Source organism: Shewanella sp., assembly GCF_051658185.1.
GTDB lineage: Bacteria > Pseudomonadota > Gammaproteobacteria > Enterobacterales > Shewanellaceae > Shewanella.
In genome coordinates this window covers 1-11,837 of sequence record NZ_JBOFMC010000101.1, presented here as the reverse complement: position 1 = coordinate 11,837, position 11,837 = coordinate 1, and the positions used below count along the sequence as shown (strand labels likewise).

Sequence of the window (11,837 nt, the reverse complement as noted above, 5' to 3'; positions counted from 1 at the left end):
TCATCGGCACAACAACGACACAATCGGCAATAGATAAACCATGAATATAAAATAGATTTACAAACTACACTTATAAATATAAAACCAATATACCTAACCTCATTTAGGATGATAAAATACAAAGTTATTATTAAGACTCCATAAAAGCAAATGCTCACCCATTTACCATAAGCAATATATAACAACATACAGATATCTTTATTAAGAGCGACACTCCATTACATATTCATACATATCCAATCAACATTCAACAAATTAAAACATCACACAAAGCAAATCTCACATTTAAATCAAGTAAATCAAAAGCCAACTAAAGTGGCAACACAAAAACACCACTCATCAGTAACAAAAAAATCACGTTGAAAGCATTCACGATTTAAAAATATGATATCTAAATAATACATAATTGATAACACAGGCTAGGTTAGTATAAAGAATCCGTTGCATAGCTCATCGTTCAAATAACAATCACACCACTTCAACGGCTAACATATTGATTCACAAGCAACCAACCGCAACAAGGTTGGCCTTAATAAGAAACTTAACGTATCAATTGAGTATTTCTCAGCGGCGGTTCATCAAATACTGAATGGATCCCGGCCCTCAGAGGCAACATATTGGCAACACAAAAACCGTTTAGATAAACCTTGTTAGCTGCAAATATCGCGTTTTCGCGGCTACCTCCTATAACATTTTAAGATGTACTACTGGAAAAAGATAACAAATCAAGTAATAATGAGAAGCTGGCTATTATATCAAAGGATCCCCCACACTAAGTGCTAGCAATGTTTTGCATAAAAACCGCAAAGCATGATTGGTGGAGAATCATAAACAATGGACTTAGATAAAATGATGAAGAACACATTAAAAGTAGTTTTATTGACATCAATGCTTCCACTGGCTGCCAGCGCAGCTCAAGACTTAACACCTTGGTACGTTGGTGCAGGTTTAGGTGTTAATAACTACGAACACATTGCAACCCAAGACGGCGATGATAACCCATACGCATGGGACGTATTTGCTGGCTATATGTTTAATGACTACTTTGGTGCAGAAATCGGCTATCGTGATCTAGGTAATGCCGATTGGACCTATGCAGGCATTAGCAACGATGCAGATGCTAAAGGTGCAACTCTTGGTTTAGTTGGTGTATTACCACTTGGCGGCCGTTGGAGCTTATCAGCAGAAGCGGGCGCAATGTACTACTCTCTAGAAAACAGCCAAAGCTTTAATGGCAAATCTAGCTCTTATAGCGAGAAAGACTTTGCCCCATATTTTGGCGCAGGTGTTGGCTACAATTTCACTGAAAATCTGAAGTTACAAGCAAAATACCGTCGTTATGAAAACTTAGATGATAACGCACGTAATGCCATTGTTCCTGTCAATGCTGACAGTAACTATTGGGGTCTAGAACTAAGCTATCGTTTTGGCACTCCAGCTGCGGTAGCAGCAGTTGTTGCGCCCGTTGTTACAGCGCCAGTTGATTCTGATAACGACGGTGTTTACGATGATAAAGACCAATGTCCAGCGACACCAGAAACCCATAAAGTGGATTCTGTAGGCTGTTCAATCTACGAAAATGTAAAAAACAAAGAAGACGTGGGTTCAATCCAATTTGCTAACGATTCTGCAGTAGTTAAAGAAGTTTACTATAAAGATATCGAAAGATTAGCAAACTATCTGAACAAAAACCCTGAGTTCACTGTTGAAATCGCTGGTCATGCCTCTAACGTAGGTAAACCAGAATACAACATGACTCTGTCAGACAAGCGTGCAAATGCTGTAGCTAAAATCCTGGTTGACAAGTTTGGCATTAGCCAAAGCCGTGTCTCTGCTAACGGTTACGGTATCACTCAACCGATTGTTGCTGGTAACTCAAAAGAAGCTCATGCAGCTAACCGCCGCATCGAAGCTATCGTGACCACGACGACTAAACAACCTGTACTGAAGTAATCCTTTAGTAAGGCAATTAGTAAGCCAATAAAAAAGTCGCTGCTTGCAGCGACTTTTTTATTTTACCGCTTATCTTATCCAGTGTACGACATGACCTTAGTCGCGTGACTAAACGATACCGCCCCATAAGGTTAACAGCGACAAAACATTATCATTTTTGTAATTTTTTTACATTCCAGGTTGGAAAAATTGCTAAAATCGCTTCTAATAGTCATCAGTACATTTCAAGTTTAGATAGCTACCTGAGAAGGATGTTTTTCATGGCAAATACACTAGAGCAACTCAAGTCATACACTACCATCGTTGCTGACACTGGCGACATTGAAGCCATAAAACGCTACCAACCTGAAGATGCGACCACCAATCCATCATTGATCTTAAAAGCCGCTCAAATTCCTGAATATAGTGCATTAATTGATAATGCAATTGCTTGGGCAAAATCCCAGAGCACTGATCTTGAACAGCAAATTGATGACGCTAGTGACAAACTTGCAGTTAATATTGGCGTAGAAATTCTCAAACTGGTTCCGGGTCGTATTTCTACTGAAGTGGATGCCCGCCTTTCATTCGATAAAGAAAAATCCATAGCCAAGGCCCATAAATTGGTCCGCCTCTATCAAGAAGCGGGTGTTGATAAATCTCGTATTTTGATCAAATTGGCATCAACTTGGGAAGGCATTTGCGCCGCTAAAGAGTTGGAATTGGCCGGAATTAACTGTAATCTGACACTACTGTTCAGTTTTGCTCAGGCGCGCGCTTGTGCCGAAGCAGGTGTTTATCTGATCTCCCCTTTTGTTGGCCGGATACTCGACTGGTACAAAAAAGACACAGGTCAAGATTATGATGCGGCCAATGACCCTGGTGTGGTGTCTGTCACTGAAATTTACAATTATTATAAGCAGCATGATTATAAAACCGTTGTCATGGGCGCGAGTTTCAGAAATATTGGTGAAATAATCGAACTCGCTGGCTGTGACCGTTTAACGATAGGCCCCTCACTGCTTGAGGAATTAGCTAACTCTCAAATACACATTCAGCCTAAACTACGCCCTGCCACCGTCAAAGCGAATGCCGATTCCCCGCTTACTGAAGCGCAATTTCGCTGGGACTTCAACCAAGATCCGATGGCGGTCGATAAACTGGCAGAAGGCATCCGTAATTTCGCCATCGACCAAGGCAAACTGGAAATCATGCTCAAGGCAAAACTGGCAAACTAAGCATCTTCGGAGACGATTTGATGACATTATTGACCCAAAGCTCTACTTGGCACGCGTTATCTCAGCACAGCAAATCCATTCCTCACCTTCGGGATTTATTTGCCAATGATGCGACTCGCTTTAATAAGATGTCGCTATCTGCCTGTGGTTTATTTTTAGATTATTCTAAAAATCGAGCGACGCCACAAACACTAGAACTGCTGTATTCGCTAGCCAAAGATGTAAAACTCGAAGCAAAAATTAATGCCATGTTTGCCGGTGAAATAATCAACAACACCGAAAAACGTGCCGTGCTCCACACCGCATTACGCAGCGTTGCAACTCAGCAAGTGATTGCTGACGGTCAAGATATCGTCCCAGAAGTACAGCAAACCCTCGATAAAATGCAGCGTTTTGTCGAGTCAGTTACCTCTGGCCAGTGGAAAGGTTATACCGATAAACCAATCACCGATGTTGTCAGCATTGGGATTGGCGGCTCTTTCCTAGGACCCAAAATTGTCTCCCAAGCACTGCGCCCTTATTGGGATAAGCGCTTAACCTGTCACTTTGTGGCCAACGTTGATGGCACTTCGATAAGTGAAAAGCTTAAGCTGCTCAATCCTGAAACCACCTTATTCATCATGTCGTCCAAATCCTTTGGCACCCAAGAAACCCTGACCAATACCCTCACCGCCCGAGCATGGTTTTTGGCCAAGGGTGGGCAACAATCGGATGTGGCGAAACACTTTGTGGCGGTCACTTCCAACGTCGATAAAGCGACTCAATTTGGGATCGATGCCGATAATATTTTCCCAATGTGGGATTGGGTAGGCGGGCGCTATTCCCTGTGGTCTGCGATTGGTTTGCCGATCGCCCTGCTGATTGGAATGAATCATTTCAGAGCCTTACTCAGCGGCGCGCATCAAATGGATGAACATTTTGCCCATGCGCCGCTGGCTGAAAATATGCCCGTCATTATGGGGTTATTGTCAGTTTGGTACAGTAATTTCTTTAATGCGCAGTCACATGTCGTGCTGACCTATGATCACTATTTACGTGGCCTACCGGCATATTTCCAACAACTGGATATGGAAAGTAACGGTAAATCAGTCACCTTAAATGGTACCGATGTGGATTACAGCACCGGGCCAGTCATTTGGGGTGGCGAAGGCACTAACGGGCAGCATGCGTACCACCAGCTGCTACATCAAGGTACAGCGCTTATTCCTGCCGACTTTATCATGCCTTTGCAAAGCCACAATCCTATTGGCGAACATCATGCTCAGTTGGCATCAAACTGTTTTGGGCAGACCCAAGCGCTGATGCAGGGCCGCACCTTCGAAGAAGCATTAGCTGAACTTGCTAACAGCCCTTTATCTGCTGCTGAAAAACAGTTGATTGCAAAACATAAAGTGATGCCAGGGAACAAACCCAGTAACACGCTATTAATGAATAAATTGACCCCTGAGACCTTAGGCGCGCTAATCGCCCTTTATGAGCACAGAACCTTTGTTCAAGGTGCGATTTGGGATATTAACTCCTTCGATCAATGGGGAGTTGAGTTAGGCAAAAATCTTGGCAACGATGTGCTCTCACGTATCGGCGCAAGTGAAGCGTCGAGTACCTTAGACGCATCGAGTAATGGCCTGATTAACCTTTTCCGTCAGGGCAAACTCTAATCGAACAAAAAGCCAGCAAATGCTGGCTTTTTTATTGCATGTCTATATTTTTATTCTATTTATTGCGTTAAACACCTTTAGCCATTCCCCCTAGCGATACGGATCATCATCCAAATTTCATTTACAGTTAACACAAATGAAACATAATTCTTGCACCCTGTTTTGAAAATATGTTATTTAATCGCTGACAAAACATACAACAACAGGAGGTTACCATGGATCGCTTAGATTATGGTTGTGCGCTAGATGAAGTCATCGAAAGACCCGATCGCTCGCGAGGCTCCAATAAGAAGCGTAAGTGGCGAGAGATTGAAGCGTTAAAGGATAAGCATCGTTTGCTCAAGGAATTACAAGAAATTGATACTAACTTTGACTACGATATTGACGCAATCCAGTTGTAACAATCTGTTTTATATGATGTAAACTCATATTTAAAATACAAAAAAAAGCGCAAATTGCGCTTTTTTTGTCTCTCTTGCCACCTTAATCGGCAGCATCTAGGTACGCACGCAAATCATTAAAGGCTCGATGTTCGCGGTCAAGGAATAGTGGATCATCTATCAATGAAGAATGACATTCCTTAGCAATCCGTTGCCAGTCTTCTTCAGTCAAATGCTGGGTCAGTAGCGGGAAAATATCGCGCTCTTCCATCAACATATGCTGTTCTTGGAGATCAATATATTCTGCAAAGTCATTAATCAGTTTTCCTCGGGCCACAACAATATCACTCAAAATTAAATTGAGGGTATTCATGAGAGTCGCCGAGGCTTGGATCAGCACGTCATGCTGCAAGCGAAGATCATGGAGTTCATTATTCGCTTTGTGGGCTAAATAATAACCATAGATGATATCTTCAACCGGATGATGGCTGCGCTCAGTATAACTTTGCATATACTCAACAATGTCTCGAACTACACTAAAATTAATCGCCTCGCCTTCAGCTAATTTATTTTGTTTTTTTTTCAATACATTTAGTAGTACTGCTATATGTTTATGGTCATACATGAGTCTGTTAAGCATATCGCCTCCTGAAGATGGGCCCAAGGTTTTGAGACTAGCCAAGCCATATATCAACTCACAATATAGCAGGCTAAATACTGGCGGCTGTATGATGTTGATCAAGTAAGTTACAGGTTAAACAATAATGCCTGCGCAAACATAACGACAACAAATCAATAGCCAATTTAACGGCGCGGCGAATATAAGCGCCTGCGACCTCGAACAATCCCAAGTGTTCGCCTAATACCTCACCCCAGCGCCTTCAACTAGCGCACAGCTTGATGCAATTGTTGTTGTATGACGTTAAATTCCTTCCAAAGCTGAGCCGTCACGCCATTGTGGGCCTCAACATTATCTCCAGACACCTTATTTAAGCTATTTAACTCCGGGTACTCTGCGAGTATCTGCTGCTCTAAGGCTAAAGCTTGGAAAAAATCTTTATTATCAATAAGCAACTGCAATTGCTTTAAGGCTTCAGCTAAAGACAACTGCACCTTCTCAGCAGTGACGCTACCTGTTGGTGCATGACGGCCCTCAGAGCGAGGCGCTTGGGCGAGCTGTGGTGCTTGGACGAGCTGAGGGGCTTTAGCCGACATAGGGGCTTGCATGGGGGCTGGCTGGGCAGCATGGAGCTGGGCTTCCATCACCTGAGCTTCCATGACCTGAGCTACCATGGCAGGCGGCTCTGCCGGTAGTGCTGCCGCGCTATCAGCCAACGGCCTTGGCATGTCTTGGTCAAATTGCGGGCGATTAAACATCATCAAACCAAGGAGTACAACTAAGGAGGCCGCACTGGCTACTGCCCATGGCAAGCGCTGCCAAAAGGGCGGCGCTGGAATATGGGCAACGTTAAGCGCCGAAAGCTGGCTACGCGATAAGGCTAAAATGTCTTCATCAACCTGCTTTGGAGGCATTTCAGTCGCTTGCAGATGGTACCAAGTCGACACTTCCTGCTGCAAAGCCCGCTCCTCGGGTGACATTGCACAAGCAGGGTCCGCAGAGGGAGAAGAGGGATTAGTCATCACAGGTCTCCTGCCATTTGCTACTGACACAGGCTTTTAGGCTATGGTAGGCGTAACGGATCCGGCTTTTAGTGGCTTCAAGGGTCACCCCAGCGATATCGCTTATCACCACGGCGGTAAATCCCATCTCAATATTCAAAATAAACGCTTCTTTTTGTACTTGAGGCAACATGTTAATGCAGTGTTTGAGCAACCGACTTTGTTGCAGCACTTGCCACTGCACATCTGGTTGATATTGCTCATTGCCGACGAACGTGTCTAGTAAGGCGCTGGCCTCACGACAAGCTAAATCGACAGGTTTGACCGCCCGAACATGATCTACCAACAAATTGTGGGCAATTCGATAAAGCCAGGTACTGAATTTAGCACTCGGTTGATAATTCGCCGCAGCGCGGATCACCCGGCTCCAGGTTTCTTGATATAAATCTTCCGCTAATTGCTTGTCGGATATCTGGCGCAGAAAGTAACGATACAGCGGCCCTTTGTGCTTAAGATAAAGCCGCTCAAATGCGCTGGTATCCCCTTGGGCATAACACTCCATCAATCGCTCATCCGTGTATTCTGGCTCAAATCCATCGTCAACCGATGGCGAGCTTGATGATTGCAATCTTGCTAATGGCACGTGTGGCTCCTCATCATGTTGGACGCCCTCCTTTGGATGTCATTATTGTAATCGTTCAGGCGCACTCTTGCGCAGCAATCCTGCGCTCAGCGATGACATTATGCATTTGCGGTATGTCTTTACATGAGGATCTGATATTAAGCTCCTTCCCTTGGCGGCACGATCCCCCCGATAACCGCCCTTGGCTATCGCACTGGGCGTTATTGAAGCCAACACCTTAAACAGCAACGCTAGCCAGTCCATATCCCTGCTAGCAGCAAACAAGATTGGCAATCTTGTTGAGCACATGTATGCGGTAAGCTAAAGTTAATCAACTCTTTTTTATGGTATAGGTCACACTGAGAAGAGGAATTGAGAACTAGAATACTTAACTTAATCTACGCAATGCTACGGGATCCCCTGTGTCACACTCAGCTCATTTATTTTCATTAAAAATTGCGCACGCGCTTACTCAAGCCTGCATAAAAGAGCCGTATTCACTAACCGCTTTTGGGCAAGATATTATGGCGGGGCTGACCGTTGGCATTATTGCCATCCCCTTGGCCATGGCGCTGGCGATTGCCAGTGGCGTCCCGCCACAATACGGTTTATATACCGCAATTATTGGTGGCTTTATTATTGCCATGACTGGTGGCTCACGTTTCAGCGTCTCCGGTCCCACGGCAGCGTTTGTGGTATTGCTGTTTCCTATCGCCCAGCAATTTGGTCTCGCCGGACTACTCATCGCAACTGTCATGTCCGGTATTATGCTGGTGACGATGGCCGTACTGCGCTTGGGGCGGCTCATCTTATATATTCCCGAATCTGTCACCCTAGGTTTTACTGCCGGCATTGGCGTCGTGATTGCGACCTTGCAGTTAAAGGACTTTTTTGGCCTACAGCTTGAGCAGATGCCTGAACACTATTTTGCCAAACTCATGCTGCTCACTGAAGCACTGCCAACCCTGCATCTGCCAAGTTTATTGGTCGCCGCGCTTACCCTTGGGACTATGTTGCTCTGGCCAAAACTAAACATCCCTGTACCAGCCCATCTCCCGGCAATCATCCTAGGCAGCCTGGTTGCTTTAGCACTCAATGCCATGGGGGCCAATATCGACACTATCGGCACGCGCTTTGAGTACCAATTACCCGATGGCAGCATTGGCATGGGTATTCCATCGGTGCTACCGAGTTTCGAATGGCCTTGGCTACAAGCAGGAGTCAACGGCCAGCCCTTTGAACTTAACCTCAGCACCTTTCAGGCCTTATTACCCGCCGCCTTTGCTATCGCGATGTTAGGGGCAATTGAGTCGCTTCTGTGCGCGGTCGTGCTCGATGGAATGACCGGCAAACGTCACAGCGCCAATAGCGAACTCCTCGGCCAAGGCATTGGCAATATCATCACGCCGTTTTTTGGTGGGATCCCAGCCACTGCTGCCATTGCGCGCAGCGCGGCAAATGTCAAAGCGGGCGCCCAAAGTCCGATAGCCTCAATGGTCCATGCCTTAGTGGTATTAATCGGTTTAGTGGCTTTAGCCGGAGTGCTGGCCTACTTACCCATGTCTGCCATGGCGGCGCTGTTACTGGTCGTGGCGTGGAATATGAGTGAGGCCCCTAAAGCACTTCATTTACTGAAAACCGCGCCCACCAGCGACATCTTAGTCTTTTTAAGTTGTTTTGCGCTAACGGTGATTTTCGATATGGTGATCGCCATTAGTGTCGGCATTATTCTCGCCGCCTTGCTGTTTATGCGAGAAATTGCCGAAATGACCAAGCTTTATGATATCAGCAGCAATAAGCGTTATGTCGAGCAAGTGTTACCGGAGGACTGGGCGGTATTGAAGATCAATGGCCCGCTGTTTTTTGCCGCAGCCGATAGGATTTTTGCTGAAATCGCCACACTCACCCACAATAAGCAAGTTATCCTATTGTACCTAGACGGCGTATCCATCTTAGATGCTGGCGGCTTAGCCGCCTTAACCAAGCTAATTGATAAATGCCAAAAAAATAATACCAAACTGCTTATTGCCGATTTGCAATTTCAACCCATTCGCACCCTGGCGCGGGCCAAAATTCAGCCTATTGACGGAGTGCTTAAATTTTATCCCACCTTGCGGGAGGCCTTAAGCGAAGCGCCTGTCGTCCCTGAGCAGGTGCCATCGACTTAATCGCGCCCTAACGCCCCAAGGCGCAACGCCTTGGGGCGAGTACCGATAGTCTTGCCTTACCCGCCGCCAATTTGCGAACACAAAATCCCTGTTAACGGCCTTATTTGAATACGCAAAAAACGCCAGAAAGCATGGTTTACATGATATTATTCGCTGCCATGATGCCTCCGCCCGAGGGCGGATGAGTGAACATCTGCAATACCTAGACCTACCCTAAGGTAAAATATAATTAAAATTAGTGAGTTAAGGAGTTACCATGCAAGCCCTTGTTGCTGTAGTTATGGGTTCAAAGAGTGATTGGCCCACAATGGAAGCCGCCGCTGAAATAATGGATAAACTGCAAGTGCCTTATCACGTCGAGGTGGTTTCCGCCCATAGAACGCCAGATAAACTGATGGAGTTTGCAGCGACAGCCGCCACACGCGGTTTTAAAATTATCATCGGCGGTGCAGGCGGTGCGGCTCACTTGCCTGGCATGATAGCCTCAAAAACTCGCTTACCCGTACTCGGCGTACCCGTACAAAGCAAGGCGCTCTCAGGAATGGACAGCCTGTTATCCATTGTCCAAATGCCTAAAGGCATTGCCGTAGGCACCTTAGCCATCGGCACTGCGGGAGCCTTTAACGCCGGCTTACTGGCCTGTCAAATATTAGCCAATCACGATAGTGAACTTGCTGCTCGCTTAGAGGACTTCAGAGAGCAGCAAACCCGCGCGGTACTTGATAATCCGGATCCGAGGGAAGCCTAATGCCACAGTCGAACACAAAACCTACCGTCTGGGTGTTAGGCAATGGTCAATTGGGCGCGATGTTAACCCATGCTGGTGCGCCACTGGCTATCGATGTGCGTGCCGTGGACATTATGACCCCGACCGACGAAGTGCTGCCTATCGCCCCGGAGGATATTATCACCGCAGAGCGAGAGCAGTGGCCGGAATCCAACCTAAGTTTACAACTCAGTCGCCACCCACATTTTGTTAACGGCCCAGTATTTGCCCGCCTCGCCGACAGATACAGCCAAAAAAGCCTGCTCGATAAACTCCAGATTCCCACCGCGCCTTGGACACTGGTCGATGACCACACCCCACTGGCCGAACTATACCACCGCTATGGTCCGCGAGTATTAATGAAGCGCCGCACCGGCGGCTATGACGGCAAAGGGCAACATTGGCTTAAACAAGCACAAGAAAGCGTTATCCCCTCAGACTGGCGCAACCACGCTATTGCTGAGCAAGCGATTAATTTTGATGAAGAAGTGTCATTAGTCGGCGTGCGCACCCACACAGGGGAATGCCTGTTTTACCCGCTCACATTGAATCTGCATCAAGATGGCATTTTAATGGCGTCCATTTCGCCCTTAACACGATTAGCACCACTGCAAGCGCAAGCTGAAGCGATGCTCAGCACGATCATGCAAGATCTCAACTACGTTGGGGTTATGGCGATGGAATGTTTTCGCGTAGGCGATACCTTGCTCGTCAACGAGCTGGCGCCGCGGGTCCATAACTCAGGACATTGGACGCAGGCTGGCACGCACATGGACCAATTCCAGCTGCATTTAAGGGCGCTGTGTGGCATCGCCATTCCTGCACCGCAAGTGAATTTCCAATGCGTGATGGTCAATTTGATCGGCATAGAGCATGATCCTCGCTGGTTAAGCCTCCCCAATGCCGAACTCTATTGGTACAACAAGGAAGTGCGCCCGGGTCGCAAGGTAGGTCATTTGAACTTATCCGTCCCCAATCAAACCGTATTGCATGACAGTATCAGTGCGCTGCAAGCGTGGCTACCAAGCCAATACCAAGCCCCGCTCGCCTGGATATTGGCCGAGTTTACTCGTCAGCAATATTGACGGAAGCATGCCTGCACAACGGATATGCCATTGCCCAGCACGGCATATCCGTTATATCCGTTATATCCGTTGATGCTCAGCACGTTGGGTAAGAACACTCCAAAAGAGGCGTCGCATTCGGACCACGCCTCTAAACGACGGACTGATCTAAGCAACGAACGCTGTTAAACTCGTTTAAGCAACGAACACAGCTAATTAACCATCTCTGCCAAGCTCGATGGTGACGGAGGCTTAATTAAAAAAACAAGCGCTGCAGCCAAGAGGCATCTAATTCCTTCTGGCAGCCACGGTACTGCGTGGCATAACGCTTCGCTCTGTCATCAACCTTAGTCGCAACTTTGCCAAGCCAAGCCTTGGATTTATAGGTA

At 46.5% G+C, this 11,837-nt stretch carries 10 protein-coding genes; 7 read left to right on the top strand and 3 right to left on the bottom strand.

The window, feature by feature from the left end; translation table 11 throughout:
• Positions 1-834: 834 nt before the first annotated feature.
• From ACRCZA_RS04330 to ACRCZA_RS04315, 4 genes are all read left to right on the top strand, one after another.
• Positions 835-1,953 carry an OmpA family protein gene (locus ACRCZA_RS04330; protein ID WP_438673244.1) on the top strand — a complete coding sequence of 373 codons (1,119 nt, stop codon included), beginning with the start codon at positions 835-837 and terminating at the stop codon, positions 1,951-1,953.
• A gap of 260 nt (positions 1,954-2,213) precedes the next feature.
• A complete protein-coding gene (tal, locus tag ACRCZA_RS04325) occupies positions 2,214-3,170 on the top strand; it encodes a transaldolase (RefSeq protein WP_438673246.1) in 957 nt (318 codons plus the stop codon).
• Positions 3,171-3,190: 20 nt separating this feature from the next.
• Complete coding sequence (gene pgi / locus ACRCZA_RS04320) at positions 3,191-4,828, top strand: glucose-6-phosphate isomerase (RefSeq protein ID WP_438673243.1); 1,638 nt, start codon at positions 3,191-3,193, stop codon at positions 4,826-4,828.
• Positions 4,829-5,043: 215 nt separating this feature from the next.
• Entirely contained in the window at positions 5,044-5,229 is a 186-nt protein-coding gene (locus tag ACRCZA_RS04315; RefSeq protein WP_438673242.1) for a DUF3545 family protein, read from the top strand.
• 82 nt (positions 5,230-5,311) lie between these two features.
• Here the strand turns inward: ACRCZA_RS04315 and ACRCZA_RS04310 are convergent, their stop codons facing one another.
• The 3 genes from ACRCZA_RS04310 to ACRCZA_RS04300 form a co-directional block, all read right to left on the bottom strand.
• The gene (locus ACRCZA_RS04310; RefSeq protein WP_438673241.1) at positions 5,312-5,848 is read right to left on the bottom strand and encodes a hemerythrin domain-containing protein; all 537 of its coding nucleotides are present in this window, start codon (positions 5,846-5,848) and stop codon (positions 5,312-5,314) included.
• 245 nt (positions 5,849-6,093) lie between these two features.
• Positions 6,094-6,849 (bottom strand): hypothetical protein, encoded by a 756-nt coding sequence (locus ACRCZA_RS04305; RefSeq protein WP_438673240.1) that lies wholly within the window; start codon positions 6,847-6,849, stop codon positions 6,094-6,096.
• On the bottom strand, positions 6,842-7,390 hold the full coding sequence (locus ACRCZA_RS04300) for a sigma-70 family RNA polymerase sigma factor (RefSeq protein WP_438673245.1): 549 nt from the start codon (positions 7,388-7,390) through the stop codon (positions 6,842-6,844). The genes ACRCZA_RS04305 and ACRCZA_RS04300 overlap by 8 nt, the downstream gene beginning before the upstream one ends.
• Positions 7,391-7,872: 482 nt before the next feature.
• Between ACRCZA_RS04300 and dauA the strand changes: the two genes are divergently transcribed.
• The 3 genes from dauA to purK all read left to right on the top strand — a co-directional run bounded on the left by dauA (position 7,873) and on the right by purK (position 11,469).
• Positions 7,873-9,618, top strand: coding sequence for a C4-dicarboxylic acid transporter DauA (gene dauA, locus ACRCZA_RS04295; RefSeq protein ID WP_438673239.1), 1,746 nt, complete (start codon positions 7,873-7,875; stop codon positions 9,616-9,618).
• Between the two features lie 256 nt (positions 9,619-9,874).
• On the top strand, positions 9,875-10,366 hold the full coding sequence (gene purE / locus ACRCZA_RS04290) for a 5-(carboxyamino)imidazole ribonucleotide mutase (RefSeq protein ID WP_438673238.1): 492 nt from the start codon (positions 9,875-9,877) through the stop codon (positions 10,364-10,366).
• The gene (purK, locus tag ACRCZA_RS04285; protein WP_438673237.1) at positions 10,366-11,469 is read left to right on the top strand and encodes a 5-(carboxyamino)imidazole ribonucleotide synthase; all 1,104 of its coding nucleotides are present in this window, start codon (positions 10,366-10,368) and stop codon (positions 11,467-11,469) included. The genes purE and purK overlap by 1 nt, the downstream gene beginning before the upstream one ends.
• Positions 11,470-11,837: the final 368 nt, after the last annotated feature.

What these genes read in the sequence shown, in the direction of transcription:
- ACRCZA_RS04330 (WP_438673244.1), top strand. Translation starts at nt 835, where the DNA reads ATGGACTTAGATAAAATGATGAAGAACACATTAAAAGTAGTTTTATTG.
- tal (WP_438673246.1), top strand. Translation starts at nt 2,214, where the DNA reads ATGGCAAATACACTAGAGCAACTCAAGTCATACACTACCATCGTTGCT.
- pgi (WP_438673243.1), top strand. Translation starts at nt 3,191, where the DNA reads ATGACATTATTGACCCAAAGCTCTACTTGGCACGCGTTATCTCAGCAC.
- ACRCZA_RS04315 (WP_438673242.1), top strand. Translation starts at nt 5,044, where the DNA reads ATGGATCGCTTAGATTATGGTTGTGCGCTAGATGAAGTCATCGAAAGA.
- ACRCZA_RS04310 (WP_438673241.1), bottom strand. Translation starts at nt 5,848, where the DNA reads ATGCTTAACAGACTCATGTATGACCATAAACATATAGCAGTACTACTA.
- ACRCZA_RS04305 (WP_438673240.1), bottom strand. Translation starts at nt 6,849, where the DNA reads ATGACTAATCCCTCTTCTCCCTCTGCGGACCCTGCTTGTGCAATGTCA.
- ACRCZA_RS04300 (WP_438673245.1), bottom strand. Translation starts at nt 7,390, where the DNA reads ATGGAGTGTTATGCCCAAGGGGATACCAGCGCATTTGAGCGGCTTTAT.
- purE (WP_438673238.1), top strand. Translation starts at nt 9,875, where the DNA reads ATGCAAGCCCTTGTTGCTGTAGTTATGGGTTCAAAGAGTGATTGGCCC.
- purK (WP_438673237.1), top strand. Translation starts at nt 10,366, where the DNA reads ATGCCACAGTCGAACACAAAACCTACCGTCTGGGTGTTAGGCAATGGT.